The organism is Bradyrhizobium sp. UFLA06-06, from assembly GCF_054820065.1.
Window position 1 is genome coordinate 15181 of record NZ_JADFUD010000078.1, and the last position, 19487, is coordinate 34667.

The 19487-nt window shown below is 65.4% G+C and carries 19 protein-coding genes; 10 read left to right on the forward strand and 9 right to left on the reverse strand.

Annotation, left to right across the window (positions count from 1 at the left end):
• Positions 1-54: 54 nt before the first annotated feature.
• The 6 genes from IF803_RS37540 (at position 55) to IF803_RS37565 (ending at position 5619) form a co-directional block, all read left to right on the forward strand.
• Positions 55-2400, forward strand: a complete 2346-nt coding sequence (locus IF803_RS37540; protein WP_461195664.1) for a TonB-dependent hemoglobin/transferrin/lactoferrin family receptor — start codon at positions 55-57, stop codon at positions 2398-2400.
• 135 nt (positions 2401-2535) lie between these two features.
• On the forward strand, positions 2536-2868 hold the full coding sequence (locus tag IF803_RS37545) for an antibiotic biosynthesis monooxygenase family protein (RefSeq protein ID WP_021080657.1): 333 nt from the start codon (positions 2536-2538) through the stop codon (positions 2866-2868).
• Positions 2865-3389 carry a heme utilization cystosolic carrier protein HutX gene (gene hutX, locus IF803_RS37550; RefSeq protein ID WP_461195665.1) on the forward strand — a complete coding sequence of 175 codons (525 nt, stop codon included), beginning with the start codon at positions 2865-2867 and terminating at the stop codon, positions 3387-3389. Before IF803_RS37545 ends, hutX begins: the two co-directional genes overlap by 4 nt.
• Positions 3390-3552: 163 nt before the next feature.
• Positions 3553-4350 (forward strand): tonB-system energizer ExbB, encoded by a 798-nt coding sequence (gene exbB / locus IF803_RS37555; protein ID WP_461195666.1) that lies wholly within the window; start codon positions 3553-3555, stop codon positions 4348-4350.
• A gap of 3 nt (positions 4351-4353) precedes the next feature.
• Positions 4354-4794 (forward strand): TonB system transport protein ExbD, encoded by a 441-nt coding sequence (exbD, locus tag IF803_RS37560; RefSeq protein WP_461195667.1) that lies wholly within the window; start codon positions 4354-4356, stop codon positions 4792-4794.
• A 3-nt stretch (positions 4795-4797) separates the two neighbouring features.
• Positions 4798-5619 carry a TonB family protein gene (locus IF803_RS37565; protein ID WP_461195668.1) on the forward strand — a complete coding sequence of 274 codons (822 nt, stop codon included), beginning with the start codon at positions 4798-4800 and terminating at the stop codon, positions 5617-5619.
• Positions 5620-5816: 197 nt separating this feature from the next.
• Here IF803_RS37565 and IF803_RS37570 read toward each other — a convergent pair whose 3' ends face one another.
• The 4 genes from IF803_RS37570 to IF803_RS37585 all read right to left on the reverse strand — a co-directional run bounded on the left by IF803_RS37570 (position 5817) and on the right by IF803_RS37585 (position 10326).
• Positions 5817-6659, reverse strand: coding sequence for a carbohydrate ABC transporter permease (locus IF803_RS37570; RefSeq protein WP_375764644.1), 843 nt, complete (start codon positions 6657-6659; stop codon positions 5817-5819).
• 46 nt (positions 6660-6705) lie between these two features.
• Complete coding sequence (locus IF803_RS37575; protein WP_028340532.1) at positions 6706-7662, reverse strand: carbohydrate ABC transporter permease; 957 nt, start codon at positions 7660-7662, stop codon at positions 6706-6708.
• A gap of 128 nt (positions 7663-7790) precedes the next feature.
• Positions 7791-9137 carry an ABC transporter substrate-binding protein gene (locus IF803_RS37580; protein WP_461195669.1) on the reverse strand — a complete coding sequence of 449 codons (1347 nt, stop codon included), beginning with the start codon at positions 9135-9137 and terminating at the stop codon, positions 7791-7793.
• 145 nt (positions 9138-9282) lie between these two features.
• The gene (locus IF803_RS37585) at positions 9283-10326 is read right to left on the reverse strand and encodes a C-terminal binding protein (protein WP_411783138.1); all 1044 of its coding nucleotides are present in this window, start codon (positions 10324-10326) and stop codon (positions 9283-9285) included.
• 282 nt (positions 10327-10608) lie between these two features.
• Between IF803_RS37585 and IF803_RS37590 the strand changes: the two genes are divergently transcribed.
• A complete protein-coding gene (locus IF803_RS37590; protein ID WP_225161401.1) occupies positions 10609-12294 on the forward strand; it encodes a methyl-accepting chemotaxis protein in 1686 nt (561 codons plus the stop codon).
• Positions 12295-12504: 210 nt separating this feature from the next.
• On the opposite strand, the gene IF803_RS37595 is transcribed toward IF803_RS37590, so the two are convergent.
• Together IF803_RS37595 and IF803_RS37600 are read right to left on the reverse strand one after the other, a co-directional pair.
• Complete coding sequence (locus IF803_RS37595) at positions 12505-13476, reverse strand: Bug family tripartite tricarboxylate transporter substrate binding protein (RefSeq protein WP_461195670.1); 972 nt, start codon at positions 13474-13476, stop codon at positions 12505-12507.
• Positions 13477-13741: 265 nt separating this feature from the next.
• Complete coding sequence (locus IF803_RS37600; protein WP_461195671.1) at positions 13742-14125, reverse strand: nuclear transport factor 2 family protein; 384 nt, start codon at positions 14123-14125, stop codon at positions 13742-13744.
• A gap of 135 nt (positions 14126-14260) precedes the next feature.
• On the opposite strand from IF803_RS37600, the gene IF803_RS37605 reads away from it, so the two are divergent.
• On the forward strand, positions 14261-15217 hold the full coding sequence (locus IF803_RS37605) for a LysR family transcriptional regulator (RefSeq protein ID WP_028340526.1): 957 nt from the start codon (positions 14261-14263) through the stop codon (positions 15215-15217).
• Positions 15218-15338: 121 nt separating this feature from the next.
• Here the strand turns inward: IF803_RS37605 and IF803_RS37610 are convergent, their stop codons facing one another.
• Together IF803_RS37610 and IF803_RS37615 are read right to left on the reverse strand one after the other, a co-directional pair.
• Positions 15339-16292: a DMT family transporter gene (locus IF803_RS37610; RefSeq protein ID WP_461195672.1), complete on the reverse strand. Its 954-nt coding sequence runs from the start codon at positions 16290-16292 to the stop codon at positions 15339-15341.
• Positions 16293-16629: 337 nt separating this feature from the next.
• Positions 16630-17475, reverse strand: a complete 846-nt coding sequence (locus IF803_RS37615) for a metal-dependent phosphohydrolase (RefSeq protein WP_304497136.1) — start codon at positions 17473-17475, stop codon at positions 16630-16632.
• A 115-nt stretch (positions 17476-17590) separates the two neighbouring features.
• Between IF803_RS37615 and IF803_RS37620 the strand changes: the two genes are divergently transcribed.
• Entirely contained in the window at positions 17591-17992 is a 402-nt protein-coding gene (locus IF803_RS37620; protein ID WP_461195673.1) for a DUF1330 domain-containing protein, read from the forward strand.
• Positions 17993-18305: 313 nt separating this feature from the next.
• Here the strand turns inward: IF803_RS37620 and IF803_RS37625 are convergent, their stop codons facing one another.
• Positions 18306-18920, reverse strand: coding sequence for a TetR/AcrR family transcriptional regulator (locus IF803_RS37625; RefSeq protein WP_461195674.1), 615 nt, complete (start codon positions 18918-18920; stop codon positions 18306-18308).
• 75 nt (positions 18921-18995) lie between these two features.
• On the opposite strand from IF803_RS37625, the gene IF803_RS37630 reads away from it, so the two are divergent.
• Positions 18996-19400, forward strand: coding sequence for a hypothetical protein (locus tag IF803_RS37630; protein ID WP_461195675.1), 405 nt, complete (start codon positions 18996-18998; stop codon positions 19398-19400).
• Positions 19401-19487 lie beyond the last annotated feature (87 nt).

The following is a 19487-nucleotide window of genomic DNA, read 5'->3' on the forward strand; positions in this document are numbered from 1 at the left end:
TCAGAGAGCGCACGCCAGCCAAACCAGAAAAGCGATGATCAGGCTGGGGCTAGAATGGCTGACGGGGCTAGGGTTTCGCGCGCCCTGATTTTGGGCGCGTCGGTGTTTTCATTTGCGGCAGCACTGCCGGAACGCGGTTTCGCGCAGACCGCCGATCCGTCGGCTGCGCGTCCTTCGACCGAACGGCCGAAACAGGCCAAGCGGAAGCCGAAGCCGGCGGCCGAAGCTCAGGCGGCGCCGGCGGCGACGAATGCGCGCGCGCAGATCGGCGCGGTGCCGGTGCAGTCGCTCGACACCATCACGGCCGTGGCGTCCAAGACCGAGGAGCGCGCGATCGATGCGCTGGCGCCGGTCAGCTCCGTCACGCTGGAGAAGATCCAGGGCCTGCAGCCGAACCGGCTCTCCGATATTTTCTACAATGTGCCCGGCGTCTCGGTCCAGGAGCGCGGCGACGATCCGGCGACCGTCATCAACATCCGCGGCCTGCAGGATTTCGGCCGTGTCGCTGTTGTCGTCGACGGCGCGCGGCAGAACTATCAGCGCACCGGCCACAACGCCAACGGCTCGTTCTTCCTCGATCCCGAATTGATCGGCGGCGTCGACGTGGTGCGCGGCCCGACCGCGAACATCTACGGCTCCGGCGCGATCGGCGGTGTGGTTTCGTTTCGCACCAAGGATATCGACGACGTGGTGCGTCCCGGCGAGCGTTGGGGTGTCGACATGTCGGGCTCCTATGGCACCAACACGGACCGCGGCATGGGATCGGTGTTCGGCGGCGTGCGCGTCGATCCGAACGTCGATGTGTTCGGCGGCGCGGTCTATCGCACCCAGGGCAATTACAAGGACGGCGCGGGCACCGAGATCGGCAACACCGGCAACGATATCGCGGCCGGCCTCATGAAGGTGACGTTCCGCCCCGCCGAAGGCCACGAATTCAAGATCGGCGGCATCTTCCAGGACTACCAGTACAATATCGGCCAACCGAACCGCGGCCCGACCACGACGGCGGCGCCGCTCGCCGCGATCGCGGGCTCCTCGGTCTACGCCTCCGACGCGAAGAACTACACGGGCACCTTGAGCTGGCGATATTCCAAGCCCGACGACATGCTGTTCGACTGGAACATCTCGGTCTACGGCAACCGCACCGACAACGACCAGGTCAAGACCTACAACAACCGCATCACCACCGGCGGTGGGGTCTGCACGCTCGCCAATCCCGGCAACAACATCTCCGGCTGCGTCGGCGACAAGCGCGGCTATTTGCTGGATACGGTTGGTGTCGACGTCAACAACACCTCGCGCTTCAATTTCGGCGACTGGCGCAACGCCGTGACCTACGGCTTCGACGCCTTCCGCGACGATGTCGAGACCTTCGATTCGCGCGGCAATTCCAACATCACGACGCCGGGCGGCCAGCGCACCGTGTCCGGCGGCTTCGTGCAGCTGAAGCAGAACTATTCGACCTGGCTCGAGCTGATCAGCGCTGTCCGCTACGACCACTACGAACTCAATTCGACTAACACCACGACCAGCGGCGACCGGCTGTCGCCGAAGATTACGCTCGGCGTCACGCCGGTTGCCGGCTTCACGCCCTATGCGAGCTATGCCGAAGGCTATCGCGCGCCGTCGATCACCGAGACCCTGATCGCGGGCGGCCACGCCACCGGCGGCGGACCGGCGCTGTTCAACTGCCCCGACGGCACCTCAGGCCTGTTCTGCTTCCTGCCCAACGCGGCGCTGCGGCCGGAGGTCGGCAAGAACAAGGAAGCCGGCATCAATCTGAAATATGACGGCATCTTCACGGCGAGCGACTCGTTCCGTGGCAAGATCAACGTGTTCCGCAACGACGTCGACGGTTATATCGACCTCGTCGCGTCGGCGCCGACGCTGACGCCGTTCGGGCGGTTCAGCCAGTTCTACCAGTACCAGAACATCGCGCACGCCCGCATCGAAGGTTTCGAGCTCGAGACGATGTATGACGCGGGCGACTGGTTCGTCGGCGTCGCCGGCCATCTGATGCGCGGCCGGAACACCCAGACCAATGTCGGGCTCGCCACCATCACGCCGCGCAAGGTGACGACGACGGGCGGCGTCCGCCTGCTCGACCGTTCGCTGATCATTGCCGCGCAATGGTCCTCGTTCGGCGCCAACAACGACCTGCCGGCGGGCTATCTGCCCTCGACCGGCTACGAGCTCGTCAACCTCTATCTGACCTGGAACGCCACCAAGGACATCACCTTCACGGCGTCGGTCGACAACCTCTTGAACCAGTACTACCGGCCCTATGCGATCCCGGGCTCCTCGACCGACGGCACGACGCAGAACGACGTGTTGTTCTCGAGCCCCGGTCCGGGCACCGTCTACAAGGCCGGGCTCAGGATTCACCTAGGTGGAGCGTAACGCGAGACGCCGATCATTCCATCCAGGTTGCTCCGGCCGCGCTGGTGCCCCCAGCGCGGCTTTGGCGCGTTCATGTTATTAACGGGATCAGCCGGCAGGATCCAGGCATCCGCCGTCAAACAGGAGAGAGTTTTCATGTTCATCGCAATGAACCGGTTCCAGGTGATCAAGGGCAAGGAGCAGGCGTTCGAGACGGTCTGGAAGACCCGCGAATCCTATCTCGGCGATCTGCCGGGCTTCATCGAATTTCATCTGGTGAAGGGCCCCGAGGCCGAGGACCACACGCTCTATGCGACCCACACCGTCTGGGCCAGCAAGGCGGCGTTCGAGGACTGGACGAAGTCCGATGCGTTCCGCCGCGCCCATTCCCGCGCCGGCAACGAAACCGGCGGCAGCCTCTATCTCGGCCATCCCAAATTCGAGGGCTTTGAGGTGCTGATCACCGAGCGGGCGAAGAGCCCGGCATGACGGAGGCGGCCGTGCAGAACGCGGAGCTTGCGGGATTGAAGGCCTATATGGCCGACAATCCCGGCGCTGTGATCGAAGATGTCGCGCGCGAGCGCAAGGTGACGCCGCGCGCGGTGCTCGAGGCGCTCCCCGACAGCATGGTGCGGATCGGCCCCGGCGAATTTGCCGCCGCGATGCAGGACATCGCGGAGTGGGGCGAGGTGACGCTGATCGTGCATACCGATGACGCGATCTTCGAGTTCACCGGCGCCATTCCGAACGGCGAGGTCGGCCGCGGCTATTTCAACCTGATGCAGCCGAAGGGCCTGCACGGCCACCTGAGGCATGAGCGCTGCGCGGCGATCGCCTTCGTCGAGCGGCCTTTCATGGGCAAGGTGTCGGCGTTCATCGCCTTCATCAATCGCGACGGCGGCATCATGTTCAAGGTGTTCGTCGGCCGCGACGAGACGCGCGCGCTGCGCGGCGATCAGCTGGTGCGCTTTCACGCGCTGGCGGACCGCCTCGCGCCGCAGGCGGGCTGAAGATTTCTTCTCCCTCTCCCCGCTTGCGGGGAGAGGGTCGGGGTGAGGGGGACTCTCCGGGCACCGTGCTCGTGGAGAGTCCCCCTCACCCGGATCGCATCTTGCGATGCGATCCGACCTCTCCCCGCAGGCGGGGCGAGGTAAGATGCGGTTGGAGGTGAAGATGCCTGGCACGTTTGATAAAGGCAGACGGCTGTCGATCGTAATCGAGGCTATTGCGACTACTGCCGTATTTCTCCCAAATGCGAGCCTCGCCGCAGCCGACGCCGCACTGCTGCCGCGCAACCTCTCGCCCTGGGGCATGTTCGAAACCGCCGACATCGTCGTGAAGGCGGTGATGGTCGGGCTCGCCTTCGCCTCGCTCGTCACCTGGACGGTCTGGCTCGCCAAGACCGTCGAGATCCGCCGCAAGACAACGCTCGCCCGGCAGCGGATCGGTCTGCTCGAGCGCGACACCCAGCTCGCCGAGGTCGAGCAGGCGAGCCGCGACGGCAACGACGCGGTGGCGCAGATCGTGCAATCGGCCTCGCGCGAGGCTGCGCTGTCCGGCGGGATGTTCGACGACGGCTTCAAAGAGCGCATCGCGCTGCGGCTGGAGCGGGTCGAAGCGGCGATGTCGCGGCAGATCGCGCGCGGCACCGGTGTGCTGGCGACGATCGGCGCCACCGCGCCGTTCGTCGGCCTGTTCGGCACGGTGTGGGGCATCATGAATGCCTTCATCGGCATCTCCGAGGCGCACACCACCAATCTCGCGGTGGTCGCGCCCGGCATCGCCGAGGCGCTGCTGGCGACCGCGCTCGGTCTGGTCGCCGCGATTCCGGCGGTCGTGATCTACAATCACCTGACCCGTTCGATCGCGTCCTACCGCGCATTGCTCGGCGACGCCTCCGTCATGGTGATGCTGCTGGTCAGCCGTGAGGGCGATCGCAGCCTGTTCCGGCTGGCACGCGCTGCGGAGTAGCAGATGGGCGTCAAGCTCGGCTCAGGCGGCGCGTTCAGGCGTCGCGGCGATGACGATCTGGTCGAGGCGCACGAGATCAACGTCACGCCGTTCATCGACGTGATGCTGGTGCTGCTGATCATCTTCATGGTGGCGGCGCCGCTCGCGACCGTCGATCTCGGCGTCGATCTGCCGGCCTCGACCGCCGAGCCGCAGCCGCGGCCGGACAAGCCGGTGTTCGTCACCGTAAAGCCCGATCTCTCCGTCGCGGTCGGCGAGGACGTGATCGCGCGCGAGACGCTGACGTCGACGCTTGATGGCGCCACCCAAGGCAAGAGGGACGAGCGCATCTTCCTGCGTGCCGACAAGGCGGTCAGCTATGGCGATCTGATGGAGGTGATGAACCTGCTGCGCAACGCCGGCTATCTCAAGATCGCGCTGGTCGGCCTCGACGGGCGCAGCTGATCCATGAATGCGTACGCGCTTCATGATGCGGGCGGCGAGATCTGGCTGAGGCGCTGGGGCCTGTCGGCGGCAGCGATGCTGGCGGCGCATGCGGCGCTGCTCGCGCTCGGGATGACATGGGTCTCGGCACCGCCGCCGGGCGTTGCGGTGCCGGCGGTGCTGGTCGACCTGACGCCGATCACCTCGGCGCCGGAGATTTCGGAGACCGAGCTGCCGCCGGGCCCGGCGATGCAGGAGGCCGACGCGTCGCCGCCGGAGCCTGCCGCCGCGCAGCCCGTGCAGCAGGAGATCGCGCCGACGCCGATGCAGGAGAAGCCCGACGTCGTCGCGCCGTCGGAACAGAAGCAGCAGATCACGCCGCCGAAACCCGAGCCCGCGAAAGTCGTTCCGGAGAGGAAGCCCGAACCGGTCAAGCCGAAGGTGGTTCGTCGGGAAGCAAAGAGGCCGTCCGAGGCAACGCCGGCACCGCGCACCAGCGCGCCGAGCCGTGCCGAACGGCAGGCGCCGGCTGCGTCCGCGATCAGCGCCGGTGCAGCGGCGTCAGCGATCGCCGCCTATAACGCCCACGTCCGCGCGCATCTGCTGCGCTTCCATTCTTATCCCGCGGGCGGCAACGGCCAGCGCGGCGTGGTCCGCCTGGTGTTCACGCTCGGCCGCGGCGGACAGGTGCTGTCGAGCCATCTCGGCGGCTCCTCCGGCAATCCGACCTTCGACGCGCGGGCGCTGGCGATGGTGCGCCAGGCTCAGCCGTTTCCGGCGTTTCCGTCCGAGATCACGCAGGGCTCGCTGGGCTTTTCCGTGCCGGTCGCGTTCGTGCCGCGGTAGTGCGCGACCTCGTTGAGAGAGACCGCACATCTATTCCCGTCATCCTGAGGTGCGAGCCTTGCGGCGCAATTGCGCCGCTGGGCGAGCCTCGAAGGATGCACGGCCCGGCTGGTGGCCGTCGATCCTTCGAGACGCGCTTCGCGCTCCTCAGGATGACTGGAACTGACTGAGTTTGCTTCGCTTCGACCGATGTCCTTCTACTCCTTCACCGCCCCGGTCAGCGACGACACGTAATAGTCGACGAACAGCGAGTAGAACAGCGCGACCGGCAGCGAGCCGAGCAGCGAGCCTGCCATCAGCGCGCCCCATTGGTAGACGTCGCCGGTGACGAGCTCGGTCAGGATCGCGACCGGCACCGTCTTGTTGGCGCCGCTCTGGATGAAGGCGAGCGCGTAGATGAACTCGTTCCAGGACAGCGTGAAGGAGAAGATGCCGGCCGAGATCAGGCCGGGCACCGCGAGCGGCAGCGTGATCCGCCACAGGATCTGCAACCGCGTCGCGCCGTCGACCAGCGCGCATTCCTCGAGCTCGTAGGGGATCGACTTGAAATAGCCGATCAACAGCCAGGTGCAGAACGGCACCAGGAAGGTCGGATACACCAGGATCAGCGCCAGCGGCGAGTCGAACAGGCCGAACTGCACGATCACGGTGGCGAGGGGAATGAACAGGATCGACGGCGGCACCAGATAGGCGAGGTAGATGCCGAGGCCGACATAGGGGCTGCCGCGGAAGCGCAGCCGCTCGATCGCGTAGGCGGCGAGCGTCGAGGCGAACAGCGACAGGAAGGTCGAGCCGATCGCGACCAGCATGGTGGTCTTCAGCCAGCGCGGATAGGCGGTGTCGAACAACAGATGCTTGATATGCGCGAGCGTCGGCGAGGTGATCCAGAACGGATTGTGCTCCTTGTAGTTCAGCAGCTCGGCGTTCGGTTTGAACGAGGTGATCGCCATCCAGTAGAACGGGAACAGCAGGATCAGGATGAAGCAGGCGAGCGGCAGATAGATCATCACCACGCGCCGGGCGCGGGAGTCCCACGCCATCGTGTCGGGCGTGGCGCTTGCGACGTTGGAGGATTGGGCTGCAACGTCAGTCATTGGCTTCTCCCTGCTGCCATTTGCGGCGCGCGAGGCCGAAGTAGCTGAACAATGTTGCGAACACCAGGAACGGGATCATCGAGACGGCGATCGCGGCACCCTCGCCGAGTTCGCCGCCGGCGATGCCGCGCTGGAACGCCAGTGTCGCGAGCAGATGGGTCGAGTTGACCGGCCCGCCGCGGGTGATGGCGTAGACCAGCTGGAAGTCGGTGAAGGTGAAGATGATCGAGAACGTCATCACGATCGCCAGGATCGGCATCATCATCGGGAAGGTGATGTAGCGGAAGCGCTGCCAGGAGGTGGCGCCGTCGAGCATCGCCGCCTCGTAGAGCGAGGGCGAGATGGTCTGCAGCCCCGCCAGCAGCGAGATCGCGACGAACGGGATGCCGCGCCAGATATTGGCGGCGATCAGCGAGAACCGCGCCGGCCAGGGCGAGCCGAGGAAGTCGACATTGCTGTCGCGCCAGTGCAGCACGTCGACCAGGAGATAGGAGATGATCGAGAACTGCGGATCGTAGATCCACCAGAACGCCAGCGCGGAGAGCACCGTCGGCACGATCCACGGCAACAGCACGATGGCGCGGATCAGGCTCTTGAACGGGAAATGGTTGTTGAGCAGCAGCGCCAGCCAGAAGCCGAGCGCAAATTTTCCGAAGGTTGCGATCGCGGTATAGAAGATCGAGTAGAACACCGCGTTCCACCACAAGGAATCCTTGAGCAGATACTGGAAGTTCTCAAGTCCGATGTAGATGCCGCGCTGGCCGATCGTGGTGTCGGTGAAGGCGAGCCAGATGCCGAGGCCCAGCGGGTAGGTGAGGAACACCAGCAGCAGGCCGATCGCCGGCGCAAGGCACATCACGATCAGGAACGGCTTGTAGTCGAACAGGCGCGCGAGCCGGCCCGGCTGGTGCAGCGCCGCGCCGCGTGAGGGGAGGGTGGTGACAGACATCAGGTTCTTGTCTCGGTCCGACTTCCAGGGTCATTCCGGGATGGTGCGTTAGCACCAGACCCGGAATCTCGAGATTCCGGGTTCGATGCTACGCATCGCCCCGGAATGACAGCGGCTTGAGGTAGATCTTACCGGCCTTGCCGCCGGAAGTACCGCTTGGCGCGCTGTTCGGCTTCGGCGGCGGCGGCTTCGGGCGTTGCGGCGTCGGTCGCGACCGAGGCGCACATCTGCACCATCACATAGTCGGCGTTGACGGCGCCGGTCGCGGTCGAGATCGGCCCCTTGTAGCCGTTGTAGTAGGGGCTCCGCATCGTGTCCTTGAAGATCGCGACTTTGGGGTCGCTCGACCATACCGCGGCGTCGGCATAGGCCGCCAGCGGCTGCGACCAGTAGCCGGAGTTGGCGTTGAGCCACGGCTCGTACTGTTCGTGCTCGAGCATGAACTGCAGGAATGCCTTCGCCGCGTTGGGATACTTGCTGTGCTTGAACACCATTGCGTTCAAGGTCAGGCCGGACATCGGAGAGGTCGGGGCCAGCCCCTTGATCAGGAACTGATGCGCGGTGTCGTCGGCGATCGCCTTGGTCGCGGGATCGTTCTTCAGCGAGAAATACAGCGAGACGCCGTTTGCGGTCAGGCCGATCTCCTGCGACGAGTAGGCGCGGTTGTTGGAAACGTCGTTCCAGGACGGGGTGCCGGCGATGAAGGTCGGATAGAGCTCCTTCAGATATTTCAGCGCCGCGATCGTCTCCTTGCTGTTGATGATGATGTTGCCTTCCTCATCGAGCAGCGCGGCGTTGTGCGACCACAACAGCCAGTTGGCGAAGCCGTTGCCGTCGCCGACCGCGTTGCCGAGTGCGAAGCCCGCGGGCTTGCCGGCCGCCTTCAGCTTCTTGCAGAGGTCGAGGAAGCCGGCGTGGTCCTCCGGCACCTTGTCGAAGCCGGCGGCGTTGACCAGCGACTTGCGGTAGACCAGCGGGCCGCCCGAGGCGCCGAACGGCAGGCCGACCCAGCTCTTCGACTTCGAGCGCATGCCGTATCGGCGCGCCAACGTGAGCCATCCGCCATAGCGCTTGTCGAGATAGTCGGCGACATCGGTCAGCTCGATCAGCTTGTCGATATAGATGTGCGGCGCGTCGCCGAAGCCGATGATGATGTCGGGGCCGGCGCCGGAGTTCGAGGTCACGGCGGTCTGCTGGTTGATGTCCTCCCAGCCGACGAAGTCGACCTTGATGTCGACACCGGTCTTGTCGGTGAATTTCTTGGCATTGGCGCGGAACACGTCCTCGTCGGCCTGGACGAAGCGCACCGGCCGCAGCATGCGCAAGGTGGCGTCCTTTTCGATCGGCAGCGACGGCGCCGCCACGTCGGCAGCCTTCACCTTCGACGCCTCCTGCGCCGAGGCGTCGGTGACCGCCAGCGCCGCCGCGGAAGCCCCCAGCACCAGCGCGTCGCGACGCGTGATCTCGTACTTCATGTCGTTCGCACTCCCGTTCTTATTGTTTCGTTGTTGTTTTTCCTTCCCGGCGTTTGGCCGCCGGTGAAGGTCTCTTGGTCTCGGCCCGCCCGCCGCGCAAAGGGCCCGCAAGAGGCGGGCCCCGCACGAAAAGCGCATTCCCGCCCTAGCTGTTCGGACCGCGATCCATGCTGACGGGCTGCCAGCGGCGCAACGCGGTGTTTTGCAGCACCGACGGGTTGACGCAGCTTACCGGCCACATGCCTTGCAGCACTAGTGACAATTCGTAGCCCACCCGGCGCTTGCGCGCCTCGTCAAAACGTGCCGACGCCGAGGCGACATGGGCGGTCAAGGTAACATTGTCCATCCCGAGCATCGGATTGTTGTGTGACGGGGGCTCCTTTTCCAGCACGTCGAGCGCGGCGTGGGCGATCCAGCCTTCCTGCAGCGCCTTGATCAGCGATTCCTCGTCGACCGTGGCGCCGCGGCCGGTGTTGATGAAGATCGCCGACTTTTTCATCTGGCGAAAATGCTTCTCGGTCAGCATGTGGTGCACTTCGGGCCGCGCCGGGGCGTGCATCGAGACGAAATCCGACTGCGACAGCACCTCCGACAGCGTCGAGGGGATCACGCCGTGGTCGTACATCAGGGTTTCCTGGATGAAGGGATCGTAGGCCACCATCCTGAGGCCGAACGGCGCGGCGCGCTTGGCGACGGCACGGGCGACCCGGCCGAACGAGATGAAGCCGAGCGTCTGGCCCATCAGCCGCGGAAGCTTCAAGAGCGCCGGGCGGCCTTCGGCCCAGCGGCCGGTGCGCACCATCTTGTCCTGCTCGATCAGGCGACGGAAGCCGGCGAGCAGCAGCATCATGGCGTGGTCTGCGACCTCCTCGATGAAGGTGTCGGGGATGTTGGTGACGGGGATGCCGCGGGCGGTCGCGGCCTTGACGTCGACCGAGTCGACGCCGACGCTGCCGAGCGTGATCACCTTGCAGTTCTCGAGCGCGTCGATGACTGCCTTGGTGATCGGCATGCCCTTGGCGTAGATCGCGTCCGCGGTGCGTGCCGCCGCGATGAATTCGGCCTCGTTGGCCGGTGCCTCGACGATCTCGGCGCCGATCGGATCGAGCGCCTCGCGCTCATAATCGTAGCCGCCGCCGGCGACCGTGAAGCTCGCGCCCTTCGGCGTGACCACCCTGAATTTCGACATTGTCTGCTCCCGATGTGAGTCTGCTGTTCTTGCTTCTTGCTGGTTTGCTTCTTGATCTTGATTCTTGATCTTCTTGCTTCTTGGGGCGCGGCTTGCATCACCGCCCTCCCATGCTTGTACGCGAGCCGCGCTGCTCTCTCCACAATTGCCGGTTGGTCCGCGGTCTGATTCTCCGGGCTTCTACGGGGAACCTCCGTAACCATCAGGTAAAGGGTCTCACATTACGGTGAGCCGAATCAATCCGCCAATCGCGTCGCGTTCCCGCCTCTTCTGGAGACCCCCGTGAAGCTGTCAAATTTGAAGATCACCCCCAAGCTCGGCATTCTGGTGGGGGTGACCCTCCTTGGCCTGTGCACGGCCGGCATCCTCGCCGGTCACTTGATGCAGCGGGAGATGCTGAATGCGCGCATCGATCAGGCCAAGGCCATCGTCGAGATGGCGAAGAACATGGCGGCGGGCCTGAAGAAGGATGTCGATGCCGGCAAGCTGACCAGGGAAGCGGCACTGGCCGAGTTCGGCAAGCGTGCCAACACCCTGACCTATGACAACGGCGCCGGCTATCTGTTCGGCACCGACTACAGCGGCATCACGGTGCTGGCGCCCGATCCGAAGCAGGTCGGAACCAATCGCATGGACGTCGTGACCAATGGTCGCAAGCTCTCGCAGGAACTGATGGACGGCGTGAAGGCCAAGGGCGAGATCCTGCTGTTCTATGATTATGTGAAGCCCGGCCAGGAGACGCCGATCCGCAAGCTCGGCTACGCCGTCGCGGTCCCCGGCTTCGACATGTATCTCGGCACCGGCGCCTATCTCGACGATATCGATGCCAAGATGCGGCCGATCGCGTGGCTGCTCGGCCTCGCGATCCTCGGCATCGGCATCGTTTCCGGTTCGGTCGCCTGGCTGATCGGCCGCAGCATCTCCCGTCCGCTCAACCTGCTCGGCGCCCGCATGCGCGACATCGCCGACGGCAAGCTCGACGGTGACATCCCCGGCGTCGGCCGCGGTGACGAGGTCGGCGGAATGGCGGCCACGGTTCAGGTCTTCAAGGACAACGCGGTTCGCATCCGCGGCCTGGAACAGGCCGAGGCCGAGACCAAGGCACGCGCGGAGGCCGAGCGCCGTGGTGCGATGGAGAATATCGCCAACGATTTCGAGCGCAGCGTGAACGGCATCGTCCGCACGGTGGCCTCCGCCGCCGCCGGCATGCAGACCACGGCGCAGTCGATGACCGCAACCGCCAGCGATGCCAGCGCGCGGGCCGCGACCGTCGGCGCCGCGTCCGACAGCGCCTCCAACAATGTCGGCACCGTCGCCGCGGCGGCCGAGGAGCTCTCCAGCTCTGTTGCCGAGATCTCCCGCCAGGTGGCGCGCTCCAGCGAGGTCGCAAGCCAGGCGGTGGCCGATGCCGAGCGCACCAACGCGACCGTGCAGGCGCTCTCCACCGGCGCCGAGAAGATCGGCGAGGTGGTCAAGCTGATCCACTCGATCGCAGCCCAGACCAACCTGCTCGCGCTCAACGCCACCATCGAGGCGGCGCGCGCCGGCGAGTCCGGCCGCGGTTTCGCGGTGGTCGCCTCCGAAGTGAAGGCGCTGGCCAACCAGACCGCGAAGGCGACCGAGGAGATCTCGGCGCAGGTCGCGGCGATGCAGGCGTCCACCGGCGAGGCCGTGACCTCGATCGGCGGCATCACAGCGACCATCGCGCAGATGAGCGAGATCACCGCCTCGATCTCGACCGCGATCGACCAGCAGGGCGATGCGACGCGCGAGATCGCGCGCAACATCCAGCAGGTCGCGGCCGGCTCCAGCGAGATCTCCGCCCATATCGGCGGCGTCACGTCAGCGGCCGCCGCCACCGGCACCGCGGCCGGTGACGTGCTGTCGAATGCCCGCGAACTCGACACCCAGTCCGGCATGCTGCGCAACGCGGTCGACGAGTTCCTGCAGAAGGTGCGCGCGGCGTAAGCGAGCCGCGTAGGGTGGGTTAGCGACGCTACGCCACCCAACGATTCCGCATCCCCGTCATCCTGAGGAGCGCGCTTTTGCGCGCGTCTCGAAGGATGCACGGCCACCAGCCGGGCCGTCGATCCTTCGAGACGGCCGCGTTGCGGCCTCCTCAGGATGACGGAGTCGGCAGACTTCGTCGCTTCGCTTCGCTCGCGATAACGGGTGTCTCTACTGCTTCTCGATCCCGGCGTCGGAGATCAGCTTCTCCCACAGTACGAGCTGCTCCTTGAGGAATGCCTCGAACTCCTCGGGCGTGCCGGAGAATGCCTCCATGCCGCGCTCGGCGAGCTGGCTCTTGATGTCCGGCCGCTCGACGATCTTGCGGATCTCTGCATTCAGCCTGACCACGACGTCCTTCGGCATGTTGGCGGGACCGAGATAGCCCTGCCAGGAGGTGATATCGAAGCCCTTCACGGTGTCGTCCATCGTGGGCAAGTCCGGCAGCAGCGCCGACTTGCGCTTGGTGGTGACGGCGAGCGGCTTCAGCACCTTGGCGTTGACGTGCGGCAGCCCGGTCGGCACGTCGATGAACATCATCGAGATGCGGCCGGCGATGACGTCGGTCAGTGCCGGCGGCGAGCTCTTGTAGGGCACATGCAGAAGGTCGATGCCGGCGAGGCGCGCGAAGGTCGCGCCGGAGACGCTCGCCGACGACGAGCCGCTGGCGTAGCTGTACTTGCCCGGCTCCTTCTTGGCGAGCGCGATCAGCTCGGCGACCGAGTTCGCCGGGATGTCCGGATGGATCACCAGCATGAAGGGCAGGTCGCCGGTGCGCGCGATCGGCGTGAAGTCCTTGATCGGATCGTAGTTCATGGTCTTGAGCAGATACGGATTGGCCGAGTGCGTCGTATTCGTGGTGACGAACAGCGTGTAGCCGTCGGGGGCGGAGCGGGCGACATAGTTCGCCGCGATCGACCCGTTGGCGCCGGCCCGGTTGTCGATCACCATGCCGACGCCGAGCGCAACGCCGAGCTCCTTGGAGATCAGCCGCGTCGTGGTGTCGGTGCCGCTGCCGGCGGCAAACGGCAGCACCAGCGTGATGTTGCGGGTGGGATAGGTCTGGGCAAGTGCCGCCCCGGATGTCGCCGCAAGCGCGGCGGCGGCCGCAGCCGCCAGGCAGCAATATCGTCTCAATCCCATGATCATGTCGTCGTCCCCCCGCGCAGGCCCTGAACAGGCCCATTGCGGCCGAAGCTAGCCCGGCCGCCATGGCTGAGGAAGCCGTACCGGGAGCAGCCTTTCGCCGCATGGCCACTCCCGGGCCGTCGCAGGGGCGCGCTGCCAAAATATCGAAAACAACCCCATGCAAAGGAGCCGGGGGCGGCCGGCGCTCGACCAGTCAACTTGACACGTCGGGCAAATCAGCGTCATTCTTCTAATATTCAGAAAATCGGTCGTGGGGACGCTACGATCCCGCCGGGAAGACCTGCGCGACGTGAAACGCCTTGGTGGTGATGAGCCACCTGCCGTCGATCCGGTGAAACACCAGATGGTCGATGAAGCCGGTTTGGCCGGCCCTGACGCGCACCTTGGCGATGGCCAGATCGGACGCGGTCTGGTCGATGCTGATGATGGCCTCCTCGCGCGGCGATTTCATCAACGCCGGCGAGGGACGGCTGCAGATGAAGTCGCGGAATTCCGCGGCCGACCGCACCGTGTGCTTGCCATCCCGGATGCCGTGCACGATGCAGGCATCGGAGAAGACGTCGCGGAACCGGCGATCGTCGACGTCGTACATCAGGTTGAAATATCCATCGATCGCGGATGCGATGGCCTGGATGTCGCTCATTGCAAAATCTCCTTGGCGGATGATGTGGCGGTGGCCGCACCGGATCGAACCGGTGACCTGCGCCGACAGTGGCCGATATGGTGGCGGAGTGCTACGACTGGGCGGTCATCTCTTGGATGACTGAAAGGCATCGGCATGGACGAAGTTGACGGTCGGCTGGTCGGCGGCCTGGTGGTCCTCGCGGCGCTGGCGGATGCGCGCAGTTTTGGCCGGGCCGCCGAACGGCTCGGCATGACGCAATCCGGGGTCAGCAAGGCGATCGCGAAGCTCGAGGCGCGCCTCGATGCCAGGCTGGTTCACCGCACGAGCCGCGCCGTCGAGCTCACCGAGGAAGGACGCGCGCTGTATGAGCGGGTTGCCGCGCACCTGGCGGGGATCGGCGAGGCGGCGGCGGAGACCGCGAAATCGCGCGATGCGGTTCGCGGCAGGCTGCGGGTCAATGTCGACCCGCTGTTCTCCCGCATGGTGCTGTCGCCGAAGCTGAGCGAGTTCCTGCTGCAGAATCCGGGCATGGAGCTGCGTATCGAGACCCGCGACCGGATCGCGGATCTGGTCAGCGACGGTTTTGATCTGGCGGTGCGTTTCGGCGAGCCGACGCCATCGGCGCTGATTGCGCGCCGCGTACTCGATACGCGCGTGCTCACCGTGGCCTCGCCGATCTATCTCGAACGACACGGCCGGCCGCTTGATCCGCGGGAGCTGGCAAGCCGCGACCATCAGTGCATCCAGGCAATCGACGCGGCGACCGGGCGTCCCTTCGATTGGGAATTTCGGCGTGGCGGCGAGGTCGTGCCGGTCGCGGTCAACGGGCGGCTGACCGTGACCGATTCGGGAACCAAGCTCGGCGCGTGCCTGGCCGGCTTCGGCATCGCGCAGGTGATCGATCTCGGCCTCGACGATCACCTGAGGAGCGGCGCGCTGATCGAGCTGTTTCCGGACTGGCCCGACGAGCGTTTTCCGCTCTACGTCTATTACGCCTCGCGCAACCATGTGCCGGCCAAGGTGAGGCGGTTCATCGACTTCATCACGGAAACGCTGGCGGCAAAGTCGCATTCGCCACGCAAATCCGCCGGCTTGCGCAAGGTAGGCTAGAGCATTTTCGGTTCTGATTGAATCGGAACCGAAGCTCTAGATTCTTGTTTTGATACGTTTTCTTCACGCGAACCGGTGCCCACTTCGCTCGAAAACGCTCTAACCATCTCCTCGGCGTCAGCTAGGGCTTCGCCGATGTCTTGGCCGATCCTTGCCGCGAGGCGATGATGACGCCGGCGAGCACCAGCGCGTAGCCGATCAGATGGAACGGCGCGAGTGTCTCGCCGAGCAGCAGGATCGCCATCGCCGAGCCGAACACCGGCACCAGATGGAAGAACGGCGCGGCGCGGTTCGGGCCGATCAGCGCGACGCCGCGGTTGAAGAACAGATAGGCGAGCGTGGACGGGAAGATCAACGTGTAGCCCAGCGTGGCAAAGGTCAGGACGTCGAGCTTCAGCGTCACGCCGCTTAAGAATTCCCAGGCCGCCACCGGCAACAGCATCAGCGCACCGCAGCAGGTGGTGAACGAGATCAGCGAGAGCTGGTGGATTTTCGGCCGCCGCGGGATCAGCGCCGAATAGAGCCCGAACGACACCAGCGAGGCGCCGAACATGATGTCGCCCCGGTTGAAGCTGATGCCGGCGAGCGCGGAGAAGTCGCCGCGCAGAATGATGGTCAGCACACCGGCCAGCGAGATCGCGATGCCGGCCAGCTGCGCCGGCGTCAGCCGCACGCCGAACAGGATCAACGACCACAGCGCCACGAACAGCGGCCCCGCCGACTGGATCAGCAGCGCATTCAGCGCCTCGGTGTACTGCATCGCCCAGTACGAGATCGCGTTGTTGAAGGCGAAGCCGACCGCGGACAACAGCAGCATCAGCGGCAGGGCGCTGCGCAGCTTCGGCCAGTCCTGTTTCAGGTGCGGCCAGGCGAACGGCAACAGGATCAGGAATACGCCGAACCAGCGGATCGTGGTCAGCGTGACCGGCGGCACATGGCTGCCGACATGCCGCGCCAGCACGATGTTGGCGGCCCAGAACAGCGACGTCAGGCTGAGCAGCAGATAGGGCTGATTATTGAGCCAGCTGAGCGGCGAGCGGCGTGGCGTTGTGGCAGGTGCGGGCAAGGCGGTCATTATTGGGCGGATGTTGTGCCCGAATCCGCCGCCGCGACAAGACGAAAGAGCGGATTGGAGCCATGCGTGCGAGGCTACAATCTGGCGAGGGAGCCACACCGCCGGAGACGTCATTGCCGTGGAATGACAGAACCCGTCATCCTGAGAGACCGTGAATGTATGCCTCTCGATGACGCAACATACTCGATATCGTCCCGGCGAAAGCCGGGACCCATAACCACCGAAGGTCATTGTTGCGCGACGCTGGGGCCACAGCCTTTCCAACAACTCGACTCTGTGGTTATGGGTCCCGGCTTTCGCCGGGACGACGAGGGGAGAGATTGCGCTGCATCCCCGCCTATTTCTGCGGTCCCGACAGCGAGATGTCGCGCTCGGCGCGAAACACGTTGCTGTAGAGATTGGCGATCCATTGCCGTCCGCTCGAGGTGATGTTGAGGTGGCGGATCGCCTTCTGCACGTGCGGTGCGACACTGTCCCAGTAGAACCGCGGATAGAGGTCGACGAGATCGGCCGGCGAATTGTAGCCGAGCTGGCGGTTCAGTCCGGCCTCCTCGAATTCGAGGTACAGCGCGTTGGCCTTGCGGATGTAGTGGGGATCGCCGAGCTGCCCGATCAAATCGGCGGCCCGCAGCAAGGTGGCCTCCTCGCCGAAATCCTCATCGTCGTCAGGGGCGCTGAGCGGAAAGCGCGTGCCCTCGATGGCGCGCGCGATGCGTTCCTTGTCGAGCAGAGTGACGCCCTTGAGCCGCTCCATCACGAAGATCTTGGAGCGGTCGACGTGATAGGACATCAGCGCCGCATCCGACGAGCCGCGCGGCAGGATGATCTTGCGGCCGTCGGCAGCGACCAGATAGCCGTCCTGGCCGTCGGCCTCGAACAGCCCGCGCACATAGCCGATGTCATGGGTGAGGCAGGCGATGATGACATGGGCATAATCTTCGGCGCTCATGTGCGAGTGCAGCGCGCGGCCGCGCAGGATGTCGTGGCCGGCCAGCGTCACCAGCATGGTGTGCTCGACATTGTGATAGAGCGCGTCGCTGTTGCCGATGCATTCGAGCGCGATCCGGGCGATCGAGGGCACCATTTCGACCAGCTGGGTCTGCGAAGAGCCGAACCGGCGCTGCATGTACTCGCCGAGGAATTTGCCGAGCGCGTCGGCCGCTAGTTCTGGAAGGGTCATCACGGCCTTGACCTCCGAGAGCTGGCCTGAGCTTACGGCCCGGCGGTATTTCAGGCTAGTCCCGCGATGTGACATAATCGTTGCGGCCGGACCGATGTGCCTTGGGCGGGAGCGGGTGATGGGTGTCGATCTCTTGAACGTCAAAGGCCTGAACGCGCTGGACCGCGAGGCGCCGGTCGTGATGGTCAATCTGATGCGGTTTCGCGCGCGGTCGCTCGACGGCGACGGCTCGGGCTGGGATGCCTATTTGCGCTACAGCGCGCTCACCGTACCGATGATCAAGGCGCGCGGCGGCACGCTGCTGTGGACCGGCAGCGCCGAGACTGTCGCGCTGGGCGAGCCGGCCGGCCAGCGCTGGGATTATCTCGCGCTGGTCTACTACCCGAGCGTCGCCGCCTTCATCGACATGATGACCTCGGCCGACTACGAAGACCGCTGCGACCCGCACCGCCGCAACGGCTGCGAGGAGCACGTCATCATCGCGACGCGCGAGGCCTACAGCAAGTTCAAGGTGGGGTGAGGTACTTCTCTTTTCCCGTCACCCTGAGGAGCGCGAAGCGCGTCTCGAAGGGTCGACGGCCCGACTGTGGCCGATTCATCCTTCGAGGCTCGCCCAGCGGCGCAATTGCGCCGCAAGGCTCGCGCCTCAGGATGACGGGGTGAGAATTGTAGCGAGCGGCCTCCCCCCGCCGTCGTCCTGGCGAAAGCCAGGACCCATAACCACCGAATTCGATTGAGAGTGCGATCGTGGCTCCAGCGTCGCACAACAACAAGCGGTTGGGGTAATGGGTCCTGGCTTTCGCCAGGACGACGCTGAATACATGCACATTCTCTCAGGATGACGGGTTTGATAAGTCAGCAAGCGCCGCGTGGCAGGCGCTCTGCACGACACGGCAGACCTCATCCCCCGACCGCCCCGCGCTCAGCGAGGCGAAGGTCGGATAGCTCGTCAGCGCGAAGATCAGGTCGACGGCGTCCTTGCGGGCCTGCGGCGATGCATGCTTGCCCGCGATCCGGTCGATCAATGCGGTGACGCCGCGGCGGCGGCGCTCGTTGCGCTCGCGCACGGCCTCGGCGAATTCGGGATCGGTCGCCATCGCGTCGTGCAGGCGGCCGACCGCGGAATCCCGGCTCCAGAATCCGCAGAAGATCTCGACCATCCGGTCGAGCGCGGCGCGCGGATCGGCCATCGTCATGGCGTCGGCGAGCTGATGCAGCCCGCCATGACGCGCGATCTCGTCGAACACGGCCTCGAGCAGCCCGCGCCGCGAGCCGAACTGGTTGTAGACGGTCAGCCGGGTCACGCTGGCCGCCTTGGCCACGGTATCCAACGAGAAGCGCGCGATGCTCTCCTCGCGCAGTGTGCGCGAGGCGGCCTCGATCACGCGCTCGCGGGTCTCGGCGGCGGCGGCGCTGCGCGCCGGGCTCACATAACTGCGCGGCGGCATCGGTTTGCCTTGCTTTCGTCAGATTGACTATACATTATGTATATCTAATTTCCAATGCCCGTTTGGAGCGACAACATGCAGACCGCCCTCATCATAGCGCTGTCCCTTCACGTCCTGTCATCGGTGTTTTGGGCCGGCTCGAGCTTCACCCTGGCGCGCACCGGCGGCCTCGGCGGCGAAAAGCTGCTGCTTCCGCAAATCGGCGCCGCGACGGTCGCGATCGTGACCGGCGCCACGCTCTGGCGCTTGGTTCATGAAGGCTCGTTCGGGCTGTCGGAGCAGATTTTGGCCGGTGGCGCGCTCGCAGCACTGGCCGCGATCGCCGTGCAGATCATCGTCGGCGGCGGCGCGGTCCGGCAGCTGCGCAATGATGCCGGCGATACCTCAGCGGCGCGCTCGCGCCTGGCGGTCGCCCAGCGCATCGCCGCCGGGCTGCTCGCCATCACCGCGCTCTGCATGGGCGCGGCGCGCTATGCGTGATGGTTTCTTACCTCTCCCGCTTGCGGGCAGGGCTATCGCATATGCCCCTTGGCGACCGCGCAAGTGCTTGGCCTCGTGGTTCGAGAC

What these genes read in the sequence shown, in the direction of transcription:
- hutX (WP_461195665.1), top strand. Translation starts at nt 2,865, where the DNA reads ATGACGGAGGCGGCCGTGCAGAACGCGGAGCTTGCGGGATTGAAGGCC.
- IF803_RS37540 (WP_461195664.1), top strand. Translation starts at nt 55, where the DNA reads ATGGCTGACGGGGCTAGGGTTTCGCGCGCCCTGATTTTGGGCGCGTCG.
- exbD (WP_461195667.1), top strand. Translation starts at nt 4,354, where the DNA reads ATGGGCGTCAAGCTCGGCTCAGGCGGCGCGTTCAGGCGTCGCGGCGAT.
- IF803_RS37595 (WP_461195670.1), bottom strand. Translation starts at nt 13,476, where the DNA reads ATGGGATTGAGACGATATTGCTGCCTGGCGGCTGCGGCCGCCGCCGCG.
- IF803_RS37605 (WP_028340526.1), top strand. Translation starts at nt 14,261, where the DNA reads ATGGACGAAGTTGACGGTCGGCTGGTCGGCGGCCTGGTGGTCCTCGCG.
- IF803_RS37630 (WP_461195675.1), top strand. Translation starts at nt 18,996, where the DNA reads ATGCAGACCGCCCTCATCATAGCGCTGTCCCTTCACGTCCTGTCATCG.
- IF803_RS37620 (WP_461195673.1), top strand. Translation starts at nt 17,591, where the DNA reads ATGGGTGTCGATCTCTTGAACGTCAAAGGCCTGAACGCGCTGGACCGC.
- IF803_RS37600 (WP_461195671.1), bottom strand. Translation starts at nt 14,125, where the DNA reads ATGAGCGACATCCAGGCCATCGCATCCGCGATCGATGGATATTTCAAC.
- IF803_RS37545 (WP_021080657.1), top strand. Translation starts at nt 2,536, where the DNA reads ATGTTCATCGCAATGAACCGGTTCCAGGTGATCAAGGGCAAGGAGCAG.
- IF803_RS37580 (WP_461195669.1), bottom strand. Translation starts at nt 9,137, where the DNA reads ATGAAGTACGAGATCACGCGTCGCGACGCGCTGGTGCTGGGGGCTTCC.
- IF803_RS37575 (WP_028340532.1), bottom strand. Translation starts at nt 7,662, where the DNA reads ATGTCTGTCACCACCCTCCCCTCACGCGGCGCGGCGCTGCACCAGCCG.
- IF803_RS37585 (WP_411783138.1), bottom strand. Translation starts at nt 10,326, where the DNA reads ATGTCGAAATTCAGGGTGGTCACGCCGAAGGGCGCGAGCTTCACGGTC.
- exbB (WP_461195666.1), top strand. Translation starts at nt 3,553, where the DNA reads ATGCCTGGCACGTTTGATAAAGGCAGACGGCTGTCGATCGTAATCGAG.
- IF803_RS37610 (WP_461195672.1), bottom strand. Translation starts at nt 16,292, where the DNA reads ATGACCGCCTTGCCCGCACCTGCCACAACGCCACGCCGCTCGCCGCTC.
- IF803_RS37565 (WP_461195668.1), top strand. Translation starts at nt 4,798, where the DNA reads ATGAATGCGTACGCGCTTCATGATGCGGGCGGCGAGATCTGGCTGAGG.
- IF803_RS37625 (WP_461195674.1), bottom strand. Translation starts at nt 18,920, where the DNA reads ATGCCGCCGCGCAGTTATGTGAGCCCGGCGCGCAGCGCCGCCGCCGCC.
- IF803_RS37570 (WP_375764644.1), bottom strand. Translation starts at nt 6,659, where the DNA reads ATGGCGTGGGACTCCCGCGCCCGGCGCGTGGTGATGATCTATCTGCCG.